The organism is Streptomyces sp. NPDC051218 (assembly GCF_044455475.1).
Taxonomy (GTDB): domain Bacteria; phylum Actinomycetota; class Actinomycetes; order Streptomycetales; family Streptomycetaceae; genus Streptomyces.
The window spans coordinates 520106-538671 of the sequence record NZ_JBITEU010000002.1 but is presented as its reverse complement, the minus strand read 5'-3'; the positions used below and the strand labels follow the sequence as shown (position 1 = coordinate 538671).

Genomic DNA, 18566 nt, shown 5'->3' with positions numbered 1-18566 from the left:
CGCCGTCTGACGCCCGCCGTAAGCCGGGTACGCGATGTCGCGTACCCGGCCGTGCCACAGTGCTCATCGGTCCTGCGTCCGCCGGGTTCGCGCCATCGCCGACCGCGGGTCCTGGTCCGTCCTCGCGCAGTTCCCCGCGCCCCCTCCGGGGGGCTCCCCGGGTTCTCTAACGCCCCACGGCGTATCCCTGCATCCCCCGCGGATTGGCCGCCGCCGAGAGCACCCCGGTGCGCGGGTCCCGCGCCACCGCGCACAGGCGGCCCTCCGACCAGGGCTCGCCGACCGTCACGTCGTGCCCGCGCCGCCGCAGCTCCTCGATGACCGCCTCGTCCATGCGGGACTCGACCGTGACGCTCCCCGGGCGCATGCCGCGCGGGTAGAAGGAGCCGGGGAAGCTGTCGTTGTGCCAGTTGGGGGCGTCGATGGCGCCCTGGAGGTCGAGTCCACCGCGTACGGAATCGCGCAGCGCCACCGCCAGGAAGAAGTGGACCTGCCACTGGTCCTGCTGGTCTCCGCCGGGCGTACCGAACGCCATCACCGGTACGCCGTCCTTGAGCGCGAGGGACGGGGTGAGCGTGGTGCGCGGGCGGCGGCCCGGCGTGAGGGAGTTGGGCAGGCCCTCCTCCAGCCAGGCCATCTGGAGGCGGGTGCCGAGCGGGAAGCCCAGTTCGGGGACGACCGGGTTGGACTGCAGCCAGCCGCCGCTCGGCGTGGCCGCGACCATGTTGCCCCAGCGGTCGACGATGTCCAGGTGACAGGTGTCGCCGCGGGTCGCGCCGTCCGCCGAGACCGCCGGTTCGCCGGGCACGGGTGAGGTACTGCTCTTGGCCACGGTCGGCTCGCCGGCGCCCGCTCCGGGCAGGCCGAGCGCGTCGAAGCCGGGCTCGCCCGCGGCCACGGCGCTCGCATGGGCGGAGATCTTCGCGGTGCGTCCGCCGGGGCTCCCGGGACGCAGGTCGCGCGAGGCCTTCTCGCCGATGAGCGTCCGCCGCACCTCGTTGTAGGCCGCGGACAGCAGATCGGTGAGCGGTACCGTGCCGTCGCCCTCCGCGTCGCCGTACCAGGCCTCGCGGTCGGCCATGGCGAGCTTGCAGCCCTCGATCAGAAGGTGGACGTAGTCGGCGGAGCCGTACGCGGGCAGCTCCGCGAGGGTGGCGGGGAGCAGGGCCAGCTGCTGCAGGAACGCCGGGCCCTGGCTCCAGCCGCCCCCCTTGCACAGCGTCCAGCCGTTCCAGTCGTAGGTCGCGGGGGCTTCGTAGCTCGCCTCCCACCCGGCGAGGTCCGCGGCCGTCAGCGTTCCGGTGTGCCTCGTTCCGCTGGTGTCCATCGTGGGGCGGCCCGCCTGGCGTATCAGCGCCTCGGCGATGAACCCCTCGCTCCAGATCTTCCGCGCGGCCTCGATCTGCTCGACGCGTGAGCCGGTGCCCGCCTCCTCGATCACGCGGCGCCAGGTCGCGGCGAGTGCGGGGTTGCGCAGGAGTTCGCCGGGGCGTGGGGCATGGCCACCCGGCAGGTAGATCTCGGCCGACGAGCGCCATTCGGTCTCGAAGAGTTCGCGTACCGTCTCGACGGTCTCGCCCACGCGCTCCACGGGAGCGTGCCCGTCCTCGGCGTACCCGATGGCGTACTTGAGGACATCGGCGAGGGACTTGGTCCCGTGATCGCGCAGGAGCAGCATCCACGCGTCGAAGGCGCCCGGTACGGCGGCGGCGAGCGGCCCGGTGCCCGGCACCAGTTCGAGGCCGAGCGAGCGGTAGTGGTCCACGGTCGCTCCGGCCGGCGCGCCGCCCTGCCCGCACAGGACCCGCACCTCCCCGTCGGCGGGGGCCAGGATGATCGGCACCTCGCCTGCCGGGCCGTTGAGGTGGGGCTCGACGACGTGCAGGACGAAACCGGCGGCCACCGCCGCGTCGTAGGCGTTGCCGCCGTCCTCCAGGACGGCCATCGCGGACTGCGAGGCGAGCCAATGGGTGGAGGACACCATGCCGAAGGTGCCTTGGAGGGTCGGCCTAGTGGTGAACAAGAGTGCTGCTCCTAGCGTGCGGTGCGGGTACTGGGGATCGTACGGAGGGCCGTGGCGGCGGCAGCGTCCGGAGCCGTGCCGTCGTCCGCGACCAGGTGGCAGGAGACCTGGCGAAGGCCGTCTCCGGGAAGCGTGCGCAGCTCGGGCGCCTCGACGCGGCAGCGGTCGACGGCCAGCGGGCAGCGCGTGTGGAAGCGGCACCCGGGCGGCGGGGCCAGCGGGCTCGGCAGTTCACCACTGAGGACGATGCGCTCGCGGGAGCGCTGCACAGCCGGGTCGGGCACGGGCGCGGCGGACAGGAGCGCCTGCGTGTACGGGTGCTTGGGGTCGGCGAACAGCTCGGCGGTCGGCGCCTGTTCGACGATCCGGCCGAGATACATGACCGCGATGCGGTCGGCGAGGAACTCCACGGCGGCCAGGTCGTGCGTGATGAACAGGCATCCGAAGCCGCGGTCCCGCTGGAGATCGGCGAGGAGGTTGAGGACGGAGGCCTGCACGGAGACGTCGAGGGCCGATGTGGGTTCGTCGGCCACCAGGAGGTCCGGGTCGACGGAGAGAGCGCGGGCGATCGAGATGCGCTGGCGCTGGCCGCCGGAGAGTTCGTGCGGATGCCGGTCGGCGTGCTCGGGGCGCAGGCCGACCTGGCCGAGGAGCTCCGCCACGCGCGCGCGTGCCGCCTCTCCCTTGGCGATGGAGTGCAGGCGCAGGGGTTCGGCGATGATCTGTCCGACGGACATGCGCGGGTCGAGCGAGGACGAGGGGTCCTGGAAGACGAGGTGGAAGTCCTTGCGCAGGGGCCGCAGGGCGCGCCGGGAGAGGCGGGTGACGTCCGTGCCGTTGATGTGGACGGTGCCGCCGGTGGGTTCGTCGAGCCGCACGGCGCACTTCCCCACCGTGGACTTGCCGCTCCCCGACTCCCCTACGAGGCCCACGACTTCGCCCCGGCCGACGGTGAGCGTGACGCCGTCGGCGGCGCGCACGAGGCCGCCGGGCCCCGCGAAGTGCCTTTGAAGGTCGCGCAGTTCAAGAACGGGCGTGGGGGTCACTGGCCGGCCTCCTGGGTGGTGGGCGTGGGCACGGCGGCGTCCTGCGGGTGCCAGCAGGCCGCCCGGTGCGCGGCATCGGCACCGGCGTTCCGGGACACCGCCTTGAAGCCGGGCCTGCCCGTCGTGCACCGGTCGTCGGCGTGCGCGCAGCGCGGGGCGAAGGTACAGGCGTCCGGCTGCGCGTCGAGGCTCGGCACCAGGCCGGGGATCTCGGGCAGCCGCCGCTTGCCCTCACCGCCGGGGCGCAGGACCGCGCTCAGCAGGCCGCGGGTGTACGGGTGACGTGGTTCGGCGAACAGTTCATGCACCGGGGCCTGTTCGACGGGGCGGCCCGCGTACATGACCAGGACGCGGTCGGCGGCGTCGGCCACCACGCCCAGGTCGTGGGTGATGAGCACGATCGCGGTGCCGAGCCGCTCCCGCAGGGACTGGAGGACTTCGAGGATGCCCGCCTGGACGGTGACGTCGAGCGCGGTGGTCGGCTCGTCGGCGATCAGGACGGACGGGTCGCAGGCGACCGCGATGGCGATCATGACGCGTTGCCGCATGCCACCGCTGAGCTGGTGGGGGTACTCGTCGACGCGCTGGGCGGGTGCGGGGATGCCCACCAGGTCGAGGAGTTCGACGGCACGCGCGCGTGCCTCCTTCTTCGACAGGCCCTGGTGGCGGCGGAGCACCTCCCCTATCTGGCGGCCGACGGTCAGGACCGGGTTCAGCGAGGTCATCGGCTCCTGGAAGATCATCGCGATGTCCTTGCCGCGGACCCGCCCGAGCTCCTTCTCGCTCGCTCCCGCGATCTCGGCGCCGCCGAGCCGTATCGATCCCTCGACGTGCGCGGTGGGCGGCAGGAGCCCCATCACGGCCATCGCCGTGACGGACTTGCCGCACCCCGACTCACCGACCACCGCGAGCACTTCGCCCGCCGCGACGTCGTACGAGAGATGGTCGACGGCGTGCACGGTGCGGGTGTCGGAGCGGAAGGAGACCGACAGGTCGCGCACGCTCAGTACGGGCCTCACACTCGGTACGGGCGTGCTGACGGGATGGCTCATCGGGTGGCTCCTCGGGGGTCGAGGACGTCCCGCAGGCCGTCGCCGAGCAGGTTGAACGCCAGGGTGGCCGCGACGACCGCGAGTCCGGGGAAGACCGCCATCCACGGCGCGGGCGCGAGGAAGGACTGGGCGCCGGAGAGCATCACGCCGAGCGACGCCTCGGGTGGCTGGACTCCCAGGCCGAGGAAGCTGAGCAGCGCCTCGCCGATGATCGCGGCGGGGATGCCGACGGTCGCCTGGACGGTCAGCGCGGAGGTGGCGTTGGGCAGGATGTGCCGGAAGAGGACGGTGGCGTCGCCGCCTCCGTTGGCGACGGCCGCGGCGACGTAGTCGACGTGCCGCAGCCGCAGTGTCTCGGCCCGGGTGATGCGGATGACGGCCGGGATCTGTGAGATCCCGATGGCGATGGTGGCGTTGGTGAGCGAGGGGCCGAGCACGGCGGCGAGCCCGACGGCGAGCACCAGGAAGGGGAAGGCCAGCATCGTGTCGGTGAGCCGCGAGACCACGCTGTCGGTGAACTTGCCGTAGTAGCCCGCGAGCAGTCCGAGCGGTACGCCGACGATGAACGCGAGCGCCACCGCGACCACGCCCACCTGCATGGACGCCCGCGCCCCGTACACGACCCGGGACAGCTGGTCGCGCCCGAGGTCGTCGGTGCCGAGCCAGTGCGACCAGCCGGGCGCGGCAAGGGCGTTGGCGAAGTCGGGCCGCGCGGGATCGTACGGCGCGACCAGCGGCGCGAAGAGCGCCGCGAGGACGAAGACGGCGGCGATGATGCCACCGGTCATGGCGAGCCGGTTCTTGCGCAGGGCGCGCAGCTTGCCGCTTCCGCTGCCGCCGCCCGCGCCCGCGGAACGTATTCGCCCCAGTTGTGTGAGCAGCGCTGTCGTCACCGGGCACCTCCGAGCCGGATGCGCGGGTCGATGACCGAATACGCCACGTCGACCAGCAGGTTGATGAGGATGTACGCGGCGGATGTGCACAGCACCACGCCTTGCAGGGTCGCGTAGTCGCGGGTGAAGACGGCGTCGATGGTGAGCTTGCCGAAGCCGGGAAGGACGAAGATCTGCTCGGTGACAACCGCCCCGGAGATGAGGTGGCCCAGCTGGAGTCCGAGCACGGTCACGACCGTGACCAGGGAGTTGCGCAAGGCGTGCCCGCCGATGATCTCGCGCCGGGACAGGCCCTTGGCCCGCGCGGTGCGTACGTAGTCGGCGGAGAGCGAGTCGAGCATCGCCGCGCGTGTCTGGCGCATCACGACGGCGGCGAGACCCGAGCCGAGGACGATCGCGGGCAGCACCATGCGGCGCAGGTTGTCGATCGGGTCGGTGCCGAAGGGCACGTATCCGGAGGCCGAGAAGACCGGCACGGCGATGGCGAACGCGAGGACCAGGACCATGCCCAGCCAGAAGGTGGGGATGGAAAGGCCCAGCAGGGCGAGGGCGTTGGCGAGCCACTCCTCGGGCTTTCCGCGCCGCACGGCGGCGACGATGCCCGCGCCGATGCCGACCGTGACCGCCAACAGCAGGGACAGGGCGGCGAGTTCGAGGGTGATGGGCAGGGCCGCGGTGATCGCGTCGGAGACGGGGAGGCCGGTGCGTGAGGAGGTCCCCAGGTCACCGGTGATCGCGTGTCCGATGAACCGCCCGTACTGGACGACGATGTTGTCGTTCAGGCCGTAGCTCTCGCGGACGGCGGCGAGCGCCTCGGGGCTGCGCTCCTCACCGGCCAGCGCGAGCGCCGGGTCGCCGGGCAGGGCGCGGATACCGGCGAAGACGACCATGCTGACGAGGACGAGCGTGATGAAGGACTGGCGGACCCGGGTGAACAGATAGGACGTCATGGGACTCAGGCGCACCGGGCTCACGCGGGCGGTCTTCGATGGCAAGGGACTCGGGCTCATCGGGTGTACCCCGCAGTCGTGACGCGGACCAGGCCGTCGCCGTAGACGCGGACGCCCGCGACGTCCTTGCCGGTGACGATGTAATTCTTCTGGCGGTAGAGGTAGATGAGCCCGCGCCGCTCCTGGGCCCGTCGGGTCAACTCCGCATATATCTTGGCGCGTTCGTCCGGGTCGGCCTCTGCCCGGCCGCGCTCGACGAGCCGGTCGATGGCGGGGTCCGACAGCCCGTAGGCGTTCATCGCGCCGCGCGTCTGGAGGAAGCTTGCGATGTTGCCGTCCGGGTCGAGCCGCCCCGACCAGCCGCTGGTGAAGGCGTCGTAGCGCCCGGAGTCGGTCTCTTCGAGCATCGTGGCGTACTCCGTGGGGCGCAGGGTGACCGCGAAGCCCGCCTCCTTGGTCATGGCCTGCACGACTTGGCCGAGGCGGCTGGACTCGGGCGTGGTGGACACCTTCAGCTCGATGCGCACCGGCGTCCTCACCCCGGCTTCCTTGAGCAGCCGCTTGGCCTTCGCGACGTCCCGCTGGGGGCATTCGGACGCCTCGACGCCCGGCGCGATGGCGGATTCCGAGGAGACGGGGCCGCAGGCGGGCTCGTACATGCCCTGGAAGACGACCTTGTTGATGAGGTCGCGGTCGATGGCGAGCTCGAAGGCCTCACGGACGCGCGGCTCGCGCGCGAGGGGCGTGTCGATGTGCCCCGGCTTCTCCCCCAGGCCCTTGACGTTGCCGACGTTGAGGCCGATGCCCTGATAGCCGAGCGAGGGTGAGTTGAAGAGCTGGAGGCCGGGCTCGGTGAGTGCGCTGCGTACGTCGACGGGTGTCATCTGGTCGCCGATCTGGATGTCGCCGGAGCGCAGATTGGCCAGGCGTACGTTGCCGTCGGGTATCGGCTTGTAGATCACCTTGTTGAGGTGGACCTGGTCGGCTGCGTAGTAGTTGGGGTCCTTGGCGAGCACGATGCGGTCGCCGCCGACGCGCTCCACGTACTTGAACGGGCCCACGCAGGAAGGGTGGTTGGTGAAGTTCTTGCCGTACTTCTTGAGCGCGGTGGGTGACATCACCATGCCCGCACGGTCGGCGAGGACGGCCGCGAGGGGGACGTAGGCCTGCTTGAGCGTGAGCTTCACCGTGTACGGTCCGGTCGCCTTCGCCCCGGCGAGCGGGGCGAGTTCGGTGGCGCGCGCCGAGCCCGCGAGGTCGCGGTGGCGCAGCAGTGAGGTGACGGCGGCGTCCGCGTCGAGCTTGGTGCCGTCACTGAACCTCAGGCCCTTGCGCAGGCCGAAGGTGACGGTGCGGCCGTCCTTCGACGTCTTGGGCAGGGCCCTCGCCAGCTGTGGGATCACGGTCCCGTGCTCGTCGATGTCGTAGAGCTTCTCGCACATCCCGGCGAAGACGGTGCGGCCCACGAGGGTCTGCGCGAGGGTCGGATCGAGCTTGTCCGGGTCCGCGTTGAGGGCGACGGTGAGGGTGCCACCGTCCCGCACGGGGCGGTCGTCGGTCATACGCTCACCGCCGACCTCGGTGGCCGATGACTGCAGGGAACTGCAGCCGGCCGTCAGGGACATCACCAGGGCAACTGCCGCGAGGGCAACCGCTTTTCGGCGCACGAGTAGGTACCTCCGCCAGGGTGGTTCCGGCTGATCGTGGACGATCAAGGAATACGGCAGAACGTATTTCGCATACAGTCCGCACACAAGAGGCTCGTCCGGATGCCGGGCCGCATTTGATGAAGATTGAATAACCGGCGACGACAAATGGCTGCACGCTACATGCAGCGGACTTTTCACCCCATCAAGGGACGAGCCACCCCTGAAGCGTCCCCGTGCCGCCCCGCGCCGCTCAGCTCGCCGCTCGACGGGCCGCTCGCCGGGCCGATGTCAGTGCCCCGCGCTACTCTCCGCGCAAATGACCGTTCCACCCCGTTCCGGGAGGTTTTCATGGTCTCGCGTCTCAACCCGTATCTCAGCTTCGGCGGCGATGCCCGCCAGGCTCTGGAGTTCTACAAGGAGGTCTTCGGCGGCGAGCTCGCGCTCAACACCTTCGGCGAAGCCGGCCAGCAGGACACCCCGAGCGCCGACAAGATCATGCACGGCATGCTGGAGGCGCCGAACGGCTTCACCCTGATGGGCGCCGACACCCCGCCGGGCATGGACCACACCCCGGGCAACAACTTCTCGGTGAGCCTCAGCGGCGACGACGAGGCCGAGCTGCGCGGCTACTGGGAGAAGCTGTCCGCGGGCGGCTCGGTGGCCGTGCCGATGGAGAAGCAGATGTGGGGCGACGTCTTCGGCATGTGCACGGACCGCTTCGGCATCCCCTGGATGGTCAACATCAGCGAGCCGCAGAGCTGAACGGCTTCCGCGACCGGGACACTGCCCCTTGCCGGCCTCCGGGGCGTCCCGGTCGCGGCCCCCGTGGCGTCCCGGTCGCGGCCTCTGAGCAGCGCGCCTACGGTGTGACGGGGGTGTCTCGCGTGACGGGGGCGTCTGGAGGCCACCGATGGACCGCTCACCCGCGCCGGAACCCTTCGACTCCGGACAGGCCGCAGGATCCACGGCCTCCGCTCCCCCACAGCCGAGCGGCGGACGGCACGAACACCGCTGGCTGATCCTCGGCATCGTGGGAATCGCCCAGCTCATGGTGGTCCTCGACGCGACGATCGTGAACATCGCGCTGCCATCGGCCCAGCAGGACCTCGGGTTCAGCGACGGCAACCGCCAGTGGATCGTCACCGCGTACGCGCTCGCCTTCGGCAGCCTGCTGCTCCTCGGCGGACGCATCGCCGACCTGCTGGGCCGCAAGCTCGTCTTCCTCGCCGGGCTCGGCGGCTTCGCGCTCGCCTCGGCCCTCGGCGGCGCGGCATCCAGCTTCACCATGCTGGTAGTGGCCCGCGCGCTCCAGGGCGTGTTCGGCGCGCTCCTCGCGCCCGCCGCGCTCTCCCTCCTCACCACCACGTTCACGGACTCCAAGGAGCGCGCGAAGGCGTTCGGCATCTACGGCGCCATCGCGGGCGCGGGCGGCGCCGTCGGACTGCTCCTGGGCGGCGTCCTGACCGAGTATCTGGACTGGCGCTGGTGCCTGTACGTGAACCTGATCTTCGCGGTGTTCGCCATGCTGGGCGGCGCCCGGCTGCTGCACGGCGGCAGGCCCGCCGACCGCCCGAAGCTGGACGTCCCCGGCACCCTGCTGGTCTCCGCGGGTCTGTTCTGCGTCGTCTACGGGTTCTCGAACGCCGAGACGCACGCCTGGAGCGACGTCGACACCTGGGGCTTCCTGGTGGTCGGCGCCGTCCTGGTGGCCGCCTTCGCCTGGTGGCAGACGCGGGCCGCGCATCCGCTGCTGCCGCTGCGGGTGGTGCTCGACCGGGACCGCGGGGCGTCGTTCCTCGCGATGTTCATCTCCGGCGCGGGGATGTTCGGCGTCTTCCTGTTCCTGACGTACTACCTCCAGCAGATCCTCGGCTACACGCCGGTCAAGACCGGCCTCGCCTTCCTGCCGATGGTCGCCGTGATGGTGGTGATCTCCGTCGTCACGACCAACCTGCTCGTGCCGCGGTTCGGCGCGAAACCGATCGTGCCGCTCGGCATGGGGCTCGCGGCGGCCGCGATGGCCTGGCTCACCGCCCTGGACGTGCACAGCGGTTACGCGGCGCACGTGCTGCCGCCGCTGCTCGTCGCCGGTCTCGGACTCGGCCTGGTCTTCGCCCCCGCGATGAGCATGGCCACCGCGGGCGTCGCCGCCCATGACGCGGGTGTGGCATCGGCGATGGTCAACACCAGCCAGCAGGTGGGCGGTTCGATCGGCACGGCCCTGCTCAACTCCCTCGCGACGAGCGCCGCCGCCAACTACCTCGTGGGAAGACAGCCTTCGCCGGCCGTCAAGGCCCAGTCGGCGATGGAGAGTTACTCCACGGCGTACACATGGTCCGCGGTCTTCTTCGCGGTCGGACTGATCGTTACGGTCGTGCTGTACCGCAGGGGCGCCCCGGCCCACGCGGACGCGGGCGGCGGCGCGGTGCACATGTAAAGCCGACGGACATAAGGCGGACGGAGGGCCGATGGCGACCGAATCCGAGGCTGCGGCGACGGAAGACGCCGGCGGGGGTGTCGCCCTGGCCTCGGCGCGGGGCCGCTGGGTCCTCGTCTGCGCCGTACTCGCCTCGGGCATGGCGATGCTGGACGGCACCGTGGTGAACGTCGCCCTGCCCACCCTCGGCCGCGACCTGGACACCTCGCTCGCGTCCCTGCAATGGGTCGTCAACGCCTACATGCTGACGCTCTCGGCGCTGCTGCTGCTCGGCGGAGCGCTCGGCGACCGCATCGGACGGCGGCGCACCCTGGTCATCGGCGTGGTGTGGTTCGCCCTGGCCTCCGCGCTGTGCGGACTCGCGCAGAACGCAGGGATGCTCATCGCGGCGCGGGCGTTGCAGGGCATCGGCGGTGCGCTCCTGACCCCGGGGTCGCTCGCCCTGGTGCGTACGTCCTTCCGGCCGCGGGACCAGGCACGCGCGGTGGGCGCCTGGTCGGGGCTCGGCGGGGTCGCAGGCGCCGTCGGGCCGTTCCTGGGCGGGTGGCTGATCGACGGTCCCGGCTGGCGGTGGATCTTCCTGATCAACATTCCGCTGGCGGCGCTCGTGCTCTTCGCGGTGCGTCATGTGCCGGAGAGCAGGGCCGAAGGCGCCGCGGACAAGCCGTTCGACGTGACGGGGGCGTGTCTTGCGGCGCTGTTCCTCGCGGGCATCAGCTTCTCGCTGATCGGCGCCGCGGGCGACTCCTCGAAGGCGGCGGCGTTCCTGCCGGGGCTCGGCGGCATCGCGGCGGGTGTCGCCTTCGTCGTGGTGGAGCACCGCCGCCGCGACCCGATGCTGCCGCTCTCCCTCTTCCGCTCCCGCCTGTTCAGCGCGGCCAACGTCATGACGCTGTGCCTGTACGCGGCGATCGGCGGGCTGCTGTTCATGCTGCCGGTGCAGTTGCAGACGACGCTGGGCTACGACGCGCTGCAGGCCGGCACGGCGACGCTGCCGATCACGATCCTGATGCTGCTGCTCTCGGCCGCGGCCGGGGATCTGTCGCGGCGGATCGGTCCCACCTTGCCGCTGGTCGCGGGCCCGCTGATCGCGGCCACCGGGGCGCTCCTGATGCTGCGGATCGAGCCCGGCGCCGCGTACGTCACGGAGGTCCTGCCCGCGGTCGTGGTCCTCGGCCTGGGGATGAGCCTGTTCGTGGCTCCGCTGACGGCGACCGTCCTCGCCTCGGTCGACGCGGGGCGCGCGGGTCTGGCGAGCGGCGTCAACAACAGCGCCGCGCGGGTGGCGCAGCTGCTCGTCGTCGCCGCGCTGCCGCTGGCGGTGGGTCTGTCCGGCTCGGCGTACGCGGACGCGGGCGCGCTGAACTCCGCGTTCGGCAAGGCGGCCGTGGGCTGCGCGGGCTTGTTCGTCCTCGCGGCGGCAGCGGCGGCGGTCTTCATCCGTCCGCGTCCCGCCTCCTGGCACGAGGACCCGGGGAACACGCCACGCTGCAAGTCCCATCTGGGCGTAGAGGCACCGCCGTTGGAGCCGGGCAAGGACTGTGCGGGATAGCAGACCCCGGAGAATCAGACCGCCGCGTCGGGGGCCTCGCGCACGAAGAGGGTCACCGTCACGCTCTCCTCGAAGCCGTTGCGCCGCATCAGGGCGGCGGATGCGGTGTTGCGGGACTCGACGTCGGTCACCACGGCGGTGGCGCCCGCGGCGGTCAGCGTGGCGCAGCAGGCCTGCACCAGATGGCTGGCCACACCCTGGCCCTGATAGGCGGGGGCACTGGCGATCCACTCCAGGTTCCCCCAGTCCGTACGCTGGTCGAACCCCATCGAGCCGCAGACGAACCCGGCCAGGGCGTCACCGTCGAGCGCGACCCAGCACGATGAGGCATCGGCATCCAAGTGCCGGGCGATCGCCGAGAGCGACCAGGACGTGTACGGCTTCACCGAGGTGTCGTACAGCTCCCGCCCCAGGGCGAGGACGTCGGCCAGATGGGTGGGAGCCATCCGTTCGAGAACGATCAGGGACCGCTGGTGGGCGGCGGCGGCTGACATGGGACCTCCCGGGTGGCTGACGCCGGGACCTGCGCGGGGGCGGGACGGTGACCGGCTGCTTCTCACGCTATGAGGGCTCGGGGCGTCGCGCACGCCCAAGACCGACCGCCACCGGGCCCCCGCCGTATCGACCAGCCCTTTAACAGACTGCTGTTGTGAGCGCCTATCGTGGTGCGCATGTCCGCTCCTGAGCTGATCCGCATCGTCTCCCGTTCCTCGCCCATGGCGCTGGCCCAGGTGGAGCGCGTACGCGCCGAACTCGCCGCCCTGCACCCCGGGATCCGTACGGAGGTCGTGCCGGTCACCACCTCCGGGGACCGCTGGATGGGGGACCTCGCGAAGCTCGGCGGCAAGGGCGCGTTCACCAAGGAGGTGGACGCGGCGCTGCTCGCGGGTGAGGCCGACCTCGCGGTGCACTGCGTCAAGGACGTACCGGCGGACCGGCCGCTTCCGGCGGGCACCACCTTCGCGGCGTTCCTCAAGCGGGACGACATCCGTGACGCGCTCATCCACCCGGGCGGTCTCACCCTGGACGAACTGCCCGCAGGAACCCGCATCGGCACGTCGTCCGTACGGCGCATCGCCCAACTCGCGGCTTCGCACCCGGAGTTGGAGTGCGTGCCGATGCGCGGGAACGCCGGGCGCCGGATGGAGAAGCTGGCCGCCGGGGACGCGGACGCCCTGCTGCTCGCGGTGTCGGGCCTGGAGCGCATCGACCGTATGGACGTGATCAGCGAGGTCCTGTCGGTGGAGACGATGTGCCCGCCGATCGGCGCGGGAATCCTCGCCCTGCAGTGCCGCGAGGACGACACGGAGACCATCGACGCCGTGTCGGGCCTCGGTGACCCCGACGCCTGGCGGGAGGCCACCGCCGAGCGCATGTTCCTGCACGTCCTTCAGGGCCACTGCAACTCCCCCATCGCCGGGTACGCGCGCTGCGAGCGGGGCGGCGACCTCTCGCTGCGCGCCCGGGTCTTCACCCCGGACGGCAAGACGGTCCTGAACACCCACGAGTGGGCCGGTCCGCTCGACCCGGCGACGCTGGGCACGTCCGTGGCGGTCACGCTGCTGCGCCAGGGCGCGCGCGAACTGATCGACTCCATCGCGCACTGAGGTCTGCCGTCCTTTCGAGGTCACCCTGAACGAAAGTCTTCGATGCACCACCCGCACCACTCGCACCACCCGTACCACTCGCGCCCGGTCCGGTTGGCCGCCTGCGCCGCCGCCCTCTTCCTGGCCGCCGCCTGCGCGACCGACGACGGCAAGGAAGCCCCGGCCACGGACCGGGCCGACTCCGTTCGTGCGCCGAAGCCCGACGCCGTCTTCGACTACCAGCTCGGCGGGCCCTACCAGCCCGGGGACGCCGTGCAGGCGGTCTCGCGCGACCGCTCCGCCGAGCCGGCCAAGGGCCTGTACAACGTGTGCTACGTCAACGCCTTCCAGACCCAGCCGGGCGATGCCATCACCTGGTGGAAGAAGAAGCACCCCGACCTGCTCCTGAAGGACGACGACGGCTCCCTGGTGGTCGACGACGACTGGGACGAACCGCTCCTGGACATCTCCACGCCCGGCAAGCGCGGCCGGCTGATGAACGTGGTCGGGCCGTGGATCGACGGTTGCGCTGAGTTGGGATACGACGCGGTCGAGCCCGACAACCTGGACTCCTACGAGCGTTCCGACGATCTCCTCACGCCCGAACACGCCGCCGCCTTCGCCGAGTTGCTCGCCGACCGGGCCCACGACCGCGGCCTCGCCATCGCCCAGAAGAACACCACCGACCTCCTTCCCGAGCGCGGCCGCATCGGGTTCGACTTCGCCGTCGTCGAGGAGTGCGCGGCGTACGAGGAGTGCGGGGACTTCGCCGATGCCTACGACGACAAGGTCTTCGCCGTCGAGTACACCCGCCAGGACTACCGCGGCGCCTGCGCCGCCTGGGGCGCTCGCCTGTCCATCACCCTGCGCGACCGCGACGTGAGCCCCGAGGGCACCAAGGGGTACGTCTTCGCGCAGTGTTGAGGCGATGCCGGATAGCGTCTCCTGGCGTGAACCAGGCGTTCCGCTGCCGAGGAGCCGTCGATGAGCACCCCACCCGCCGCGAACATCCCCGGCCTGCAACGGCGGCTCGGGGTGAGCGACGCGGTGTTCGTCGGCCTGGGGGCGATGATCGGCGCTGGCATCTTCGCCGCGTTCGGCCCTGCCGCCGACGCGGCGGGATCCGGGCTCCTCGTCGGTCTCGCGGTCGCGGCCGTGGTCGCCTACTGCAACGCCACCTCGTCGGCCCGGCTCGCCGCCCGCTACCCCGCGTCCGGCGGCACCTACGTCTACGGCCGTGAACGTCTCGGTGACTTCTGGGGTTATCTCGCGGGGTGGGGCTTCGTCGTCGGCAAGACCGCGTCCTGCGCGGCCATGGCGCTCACCGCGGGCGCGTACGCCTGGCCGGGGCACGAACGTCCGGTGGCGATCGCCGCCGTCATCGCCCTGACCGCCGTCAACTACGTCGGCGTACAGAAGACAGTGTGGCTGACCCGCGCCCTCGTCGCCGTCGTCCTGGCGGTCCTTGCCGCCGTCGTGGTCGCCTCTCTCACCAGCGGTCAAACCGACGCCACCCGGCTGGAGTTGAGCGGCGACGCGAGCGTGGGCGGCATCCTGCAGGCGGCCGGGCTGCTGTTCTTCGCGTTCGCCGGGTACGCCCGCATCGCCACGCTCGGCGAGGAGGTCCGCGACCCGTGGCGCACCATCCCGCGCGCGATCCCCCTCGCCCTCGGCATCACCCTGGTGGTGTACGCGGCGGTCGCCACCGCCGCGCTCGCCGTACTCGGCCCCGGCGCTCTGGCCGACGCGACCGCGCCCCTCGCGGACACGGTGCGCGCGGACGGTGTGCCCGCCCTGGTCCCGGTGGTGCGCATCGGTGCCACCGTCGCCGCGCTCGGCTCGCTCCTCGCCCTGATCCTCGGCATCTCACGTACGACACTGGCGATAGCCCGCGACCGTCACCTGCCGCACGCGCTGGCCGCGGTCCACCCTCGCTTCCACGTCCCCCACCGGGCTCAACTCGCCGTGGGCGCAGCCGTATTGGGCCTGGTAGCCTTCGCCGACCTGCGCGGGGCGATCGGCTTCTCCTCCTTCGGAGTGCTCGCCTATTACGCCGTGGCCAACGCCTCCGCCTGGACCCTGACGCCGGGCGAAGGCCGCCCGCCGCGCGCCATCCCCGTCCTCGGCCTGACCGGCTGCCTGCTCCTGGCCTTCAGCCTGCCGCTCTCCTCCACCGTCGCCGGCGCCGCGGTTCTGGCCGCGGGCGCGGTCGTGTACTGCGTACGCCGAAGAGTCACGTAAGCCCGGCGTCTCGTCTCGCAGGACGCTCAGTCGATACAGAACTCGTTGCCCTCGATGTCCTGCATCACGATGCACGAGTCGGTGCCGTCGTACAGCAACTCCAGGCGTACCGCGCCGAGCGGGACCACCCGTGCGCACTCGGCTTCCAGTGCGGCGAGGCGCTCCTCCCCCACGAGCCCGGTGCCGACCCGCACGTCGAGGTGCAGCCGGTTCTTGACGACCTTGCCTTCGGGAACACGGTGGAAGAACAGTCGCGGACCCACACCTGAGGGATCAACGCACGCGAACCATGAACCCTGATCCTCAAGAGGTACGGAACGGTTGAAATCGTCCCAGTCGGCGAACTGCCCCGGTGGCGGCGGTATGACATACCCCAACACCTCGCACCAAAAGCGGGCGAGACGCTCGGGTTCCGCGCAGTCGAAGGCCACTTGGAACTGCTTGATCGATGACATCGGCGCACGGTAACAGTGGCGCACCCTTCGGCGCGCTCCGAAAACCCCGAGGTCACGACATCACCGCAGGTCACGTAGGGTGGCGTAACTTCGCGGCAACATGGCTCGCCTAGCGTCGGTGTCCGGCGCGGGCCGTCCTGCCCGCGACAGACACCCACGCAGCCACCTTGAGGGAGCCATGCGCGATCCGAAGCCCAGCGGCGACGGGTCCGGCGTGCCGCTGACGCGGGCCGACCGGGCCCGGACCGTGGCCAGCGTGCTGCGCAGGCAGGTCATGCGCGGCGCCTTTCCCGGTGGAGTACTGCCCGACGAGCGAGCCCTGATCGCCGAGTTCGACACCTCACGGAACACGGTCCGGGAGGCCTTGGGCCTCCTGCGCGACGAAGGCCTCGTCGAGCGCCGCCGGGGAGTGGGCACGGTCGTCATCGGCCGCGCCTACGAGCATCCGCTGGGCGAACTGTCGGGTCTCGCCGAGGTGCTACAGCGGCACGGCACCGTCGTCAACGAGGTGCGCGAAGCACGGGTCCTGCGGCCACCCCTCACGGTCGCCCGCCGACTGGACCTGCCCGAAGGGAGCCACGCCGTCTACCTGGAGCGGCTGCGCCGCGTGGACGGCATCCCGCTGTCCCTGGACTGCACCTACCTCATCCCCGAGGTGGGCGAGGCGCTCCTGGCACTCGCCGGAAAGACACCGCGCACGCTGGAGAACCACGACGTCTTCGATCTGATCGAGACCGCGACGGGCCTGCCGCTCGGCTCGGCCGAGGTGTCCGTCCACGCCACGGTGACCGATCCGGCGACCTGCGCGGTCCTGGAGATGCCGGAGGGGGGCGCGATCCTCGCCGTCGAACGCCTCACCCGTCTCGCCGACGGCCGCCCCGCCGACCTGGAGTTCCTGCACCTGCGCGGGGACCGCCTGACGCTGCACGCCACGCTCGACCGAGCGACCAAATGCGCGGAACGCGCAGCGAGTTCCTCGCTGTAGCGGATCTCCACCCGCCAACGACCGTGCAGCCGCGTGGGCGTGACGAAACGCCAGCCGCACTGTGCGGTGGGGGGACTCAACGTCACTCAACTCCCGCCCACGGAGGCACTGTTGGATCACACCAAGCCCGCCGATCCCACTCCAGCCGCACACCGGAACCCGCAGCCGGGCCCGGCCCCACTCCCCCACCGTCCGCCCGCCCTGACCACCCTGGCCATGTGCCTGTGCGTGACCCTGGTGATCGGCATGGTCTCCGCCGTCAATCTGGCCATCCCCGACTTGTCGGCCGACGCTCTGCGGCCCTCGGCTCAAGCCGTGGTGTGGGTCGTGGACGGCTATGTCGTCGTCTTCGCCTGCCTGTTGGTGCCCGCCGGCGCGCTCGCCGACCGCAGAGGCCGCAAGGGAACACTCATGTGCGGCATGGGAGTCTTCACCCTCGGCGCGGTGATCTGCGCCGCGGCCCCGCATGCCGCCGTACTGATCGCCGGGCGCATGATCAGCGGCGTCGGCGCGGCCGCAGTGCTGCCCACCACGCTCGCCCTGCTGGTCGACGGCCTGCCCGATCGGGCCCGGCGCAAGGCCGTCGCCGTGTGGGCGTCCATGACGGGGCTCGCGGCCGTACTGGGCAACGTGGGCGGCGGTGCCGCCATCGAGTACGGCAGTTGGCGCACCCTCTTTCTCTGCCTGATCCCGCTCGCACTGTGCGCCCTGCTCCTGGTGGCCGCGGTGGCCCCCGTCACCGCCCGCCGTCCGAGCCCCGCCGCCCCACTCGCCGCGGCCCTGCTCACCACCGGCTTCCTTGCCCTGCTCTACGCGATCGTCGCCGGTCCACAGTCAGGCTGGAGCGCCCCTTCGGTGCTGGCCGCCTGCGCTGCGGCGGTCGTGCTCCTCACCGCCTGGGCCCGGCATGAACTGCGCGCCCGTGAACCGCTCCTGGACCCACGGCTCTTCGCGCGGCCCGCCGTGCGGGCGGGGGCGGCAGGAATGGCCACGCTCTTCGCCGGGATGTTCGGCCTCTTCTACCTCAACGGCCAGTACCTCCAGTACGCCAAGGGATACGGGCCGCTCGAGGCCGGACTGCGGCTGCTGCCCATGGCAGCGGCGCTGCTGGCAGGCCCGCGCCTCGGCCTGCTGATCGAGCGGGTGTGCGGCCGACGCGTCACCGTCCTCATCGGGATGCTGGTCCTGGCCGCCGGGCTGTGCGTGGTGTCGGCCGCCGACGCCCATACTCCGTACGCGCTCTACGCCCTGGGCGCCGGACTCACCGCCCTCGGCTGCGGCACCGCGAGCCCGCTGCTCTCGCACGCCATGATGAGCGCGCTGCCCGCGGAGAGGGCGGGGACGGGCTCCGCCTTGCAGAGTCTCGCCAGGGAGCTGGGCAGTGCCATCGGGATCGCCGTCACCGGAACGATCACCACCGCCGTCTTCACGGCCCGCCTCCCCCCGCAGCTGTCCGGTGCCGATCGGCCGACGACGGTCGCGGAGGCCGTGGCCCGCACCTCCGACCCCCGCCTGCACAGGGCGGTCGTCGACGCGTTCACCGCGGGCCTGCACGTCGCTATGTCGACCTTGGCCGCCGCGATCGCCCTGGTGGCGCTCGCCGTCGCCAAGTGGCTTCCTCCGGAGCGGTGAGCCGGGAAGGGGTGGCCCGGATGAAGGGCCCGTACAGAGACTTCGTACGGAGGCCCCGGGCGAAG

16 protein-coding genes are annotated in these 18566 nt (G+C 71.5%); 8 read left to right on the top strand and 8 right to left on the bottom strand.

Going from position 1 to position 18566, the window contains the following annotated elements; translation table 11 throughout:
* Positions 1–166 precede the first annotated feature (166 nt).
* Genes ACIBCK_RS08790 through ACIBCK_RS08765 form a run of 6 tightly spaced genes read right to left on the bottom strand, consistent with a single transcriptional unit; the run spans position 167 to position 7526 of the window.
* Positions 167–2023: a gamma-glutamyltransferase family protein gene (locus ACIBCK_RS08790; protein ID WP_399388099.1), complete on the bottom strand. Its 1857-nt coding sequence runs from the start codon at positions 2021–2023 to the stop codon at positions 167–169.
* Between the two features lie 11 nt (positions 2024–2034).
* Positions 2035–3069, bottom strand: coding sequence for an ABC transporter ATP-binding protein (locus ACIBCK_RS08785; protein ID WP_399388096.1), 1035 nt, complete (start codon positions 3067–3069; stop codon positions 2035–2037).
* The gene (locus ACIBCK_RS08780; RefSeq protein WP_399388094.1) at positions 3066–4121 is read right to left on the bottom strand and encodes an ABC transporter ATP-binding protein; all 1056 of its coding nucleotides are present in this window, start codon (positions 4119–4121) and stop codon (positions 3066–3068) included. Before ACIBCK_RS08780 ends, ACIBCK_RS08785 begins: the two co-directional genes overlap by 4 nt.
* On the bottom strand, positions 4118–5014 hold the full coding sequence (locus ACIBCK_RS08775) for an ABC transporter permease (protein WP_399388092.1): 897 nt from the start codon (positions 5012–5014) through the stop codon (positions 4118–4120). Before ACIBCK_RS08775 ends, ACIBCK_RS08780 begins: the two co-directional genes overlap by 4 nt.
* The gene (locus ACIBCK_RS08770; RefSeq protein WP_399388090.1) at positions 5011–5964 is read right to left on the bottom strand and encodes an ABC transporter permease; all 954 of its coding nucleotides are present in this window, start codon (positions 5962–5964) and stop codon (positions 5011–5013) included. The genes ACIBCK_RS08775 and ACIBCK_RS08770 overlap by 4 nt, the downstream gene beginning before the upstream one ends.
* Positions 5965–6020: 56 nt before the next feature.
* Entirely contained in the window at positions 6021–7526 is a 1506-nt protein-coding gene (locus ACIBCK_RS08765) for an ABC transporter substrate-binding protein (RefSeq protein WP_399388088.1), read from the bottom strand.
* Positions 7527–7961: 435 nt separating this feature from the next.
* On the opposite strand from ACIBCK_RS08765, the gene ACIBCK_RS08760 reads away from it, so the two are divergent.
* The 3 genes from ACIBCK_RS08760 (at position 7962) to ACIBCK_RS08750 (ending at position 11602) form a co-directional block, all read left to right on the top strand.
* Complete coding sequence (locus tag ACIBCK_RS08760; protein ID WP_399388086.1) at positions 7962–8375, top strand: VOC family protein; 414 nt, start codon at positions 7962–7964, stop codon at positions 8373–8375.
* 148 nt (positions 8376–8523) lie between these two features.
* Positions 8524–10050, top strand: a complete 1527-nt coding sequence (locus tag ACIBCK_RS08755) for an MFS transporter (protein ID WP_399388085.1) — start codon at positions 8524–8526, stop codon at positions 10048–10050.
* Between the two features lie 31 nt (positions 10051–10081).
* Complete coding sequence (locus ACIBCK_RS08750) at positions 10082–11602, top strand: MFS transporter (RefSeq protein WP_399388083.1); 1521 nt, start codon at positions 10082–10084, stop codon at positions 11600–11602.
* A gap of 14 nt (positions 11603–11616) precedes the next feature.
* Here ACIBCK_RS08750 and ACIBCK_RS08745 read toward each other — a convergent pair whose 3' ends face one another.
* Positions 11617–12096 carry a GNAT family N-acetyltransferase gene (locus ACIBCK_RS08745; RefSeq protein WP_399388081.1) on the bottom strand — a complete coding sequence of 160 codons (480 nt, stop codon included), beginning with the start codon at positions 12094–12096 and terminating at the stop codon, positions 11617–11619.
* A gap of 177 nt (positions 12097–12273) precedes the next feature.
* On the opposite strand from ACIBCK_RS08745, the gene hemC reads away from it, so the two are divergent.
* The 3 genes from hemC to ACIBCK_RS08730 are packed head-to-tail and all read left to right on the top strand — an operon-like array spanning position 12274 to position 15429.
* Positions 12274–13209, top strand: coding sequence for a hydroxymethylbilane synthase (hemC, locus tag ACIBCK_RS08740; protein ID WP_399388079.1), 936 nt, complete (start codon positions 12274–12276; stop codon positions 13207–13209).
* Between the two features lie 42 nt (positions 13210–13251).
* A complete protein-coding gene (locus ACIBCK_RS08735) occupies positions 13252–14112 on the top strand; it encodes an endo alpha-1,4 polygalactosaminidase (protein ID WP_399388077.1) in 861 nt (286 codons plus the stop codon).
* A 60-nt stretch (positions 14113–14172) separates the two neighbouring features.
* Positions 14173–15429 (top strand): APC family permease, encoded by a 1257-nt coding sequence (locus ACIBCK_RS08730; protein ID WP_399388075.1) that lies wholly within the window; start codon positions 14173–14175, stop codon positions 15427–15429.
* A gap of 26 nt (positions 15430–15455) precedes the next feature.
* Here the strand turns inward: ACIBCK_RS08730 and ACIBCK_RS08725 are convergent, their stop codons facing one another.
* Positions 15456–15884 carry a VOC family protein gene (locus ACIBCK_RS08725; RefSeq protein ID WP_399388073.1) on the bottom strand — a complete coding sequence of 143 codons (429 nt, stop codon included), beginning with the start codon at positions 15882–15884 and terminating at the stop codon, positions 15456–15458.
* Between the two features lie 178 nt (positions 15885–16062).
* On the opposite strand from ACIBCK_RS08725, the gene ACIBCK_RS08720 reads away from it, so the two are divergent.
* Positions 16063–16869, top strand: coding sequence for a GntR family transcriptional regulator (locus tag ACIBCK_RS08720; protein WP_399388070.1), 807 nt, complete (start codon positions 16063–16065; stop codon positions 16867–16869).
* Between the two features lie 111 nt (positions 16870–16980).
* The gene (locus ACIBCK_RS08715; RefSeq protein WP_399388067.1) at positions 16981–18501 is read left to right on the top strand and encodes an MFS transporter; all 1521 of its coding nucleotides are present in this window, start codon (positions 16981–16983) and stop codon (positions 18499–18501) included.
* Positions 18502–18566 lie beyond the last annotated feature (65 nt).

Bases quoted from the DNA above. Each gene is read 5' to 3' on its own strand.
- ACIBCK_RS08780 (WP_399388094.1), bottom strand. From the start codon at position 4,121: ATGAGCCATCCCGTCAGCACGCCCGTACCGAGTGTGAGGCCCGTACTG.
- ACIBCK_RS08770 (WP_399388090.1), bottom strand. From the start codon at position 5,964: ATGACGTCCTATCTGTTCACCCGGGTCCGCCAGTCCTTCATCACGCTC.
- ACIBCK_RS08765 (WP_399388088.1), bottom strand. From the start codon at position 7,526: ATGACCGACGACCGCCCCGTGCGGGACGGTGGCACCCTCACCGTCGCC.
- ACIBCK_RS08760 (WP_399388086.1), top strand. From the start codon at position 7,962: ATGGTCTCGCGTCTCAACCCGTATCTCAGCTTCGGCGGCGATGCCCGC.
- ACIBCK_RS08755 (WP_399388085.1), top strand. From the start codon at position 8,524: ATGGACCGCTCACCCGCGCCGGAACCCTTCGACTCCGGACAGGCCGCA.
- ACIBCK_RS08750 (WP_399388083.1), top strand. From the start codon at position 10,082: ATGGCGACCGAATCCGAGGCTGCGGCGACGGAAGACGCCGGCGGGGGT.
- ACIBCK_RS08745 (WP_399388081.1), bottom strand. From the start codon at position 12,096: ATGTCAGCCGCCGCCGCCCACCAGCGGTCCCTGATCGTTCTCGAACGG.
- hemC (WP_399388079.1), top strand. From the start codon at position 12,274: ATGTCCGCTCCTGAGCTGATCCGCATCGTCTCCCGTTCCTCGCCCATG.
- ACIBCK_RS08735 (WP_399388077.1), top strand. From the start codon at position 13,252: ATGCACCACCCGCACCACTCGCACCACCCGTACCACTCGCGCCCGGTC.
- ACIBCK_RS08730 (WP_399388075.1), top strand. From the start codon at position 14,173: ATGAGCACCCCACCCGCCGCGAACATCCCCGGCCTGCAACGGCGGCTC.
- ACIBCK_RS08725 (WP_399388073.1), bottom strand. From the start codon at position 15,884: ATGTCATCGATCAAGCAGTTCCAAGTGGCCTTCGACTGCGCGGAACCC.
- ACIBCK_RS08720 (WP_399388070.1), top strand. From the start codon at position 16,063: ATGCGCGATCCGAAGCCCAGCGGCGACGGGTCCGGCGTGCCGCTGACG.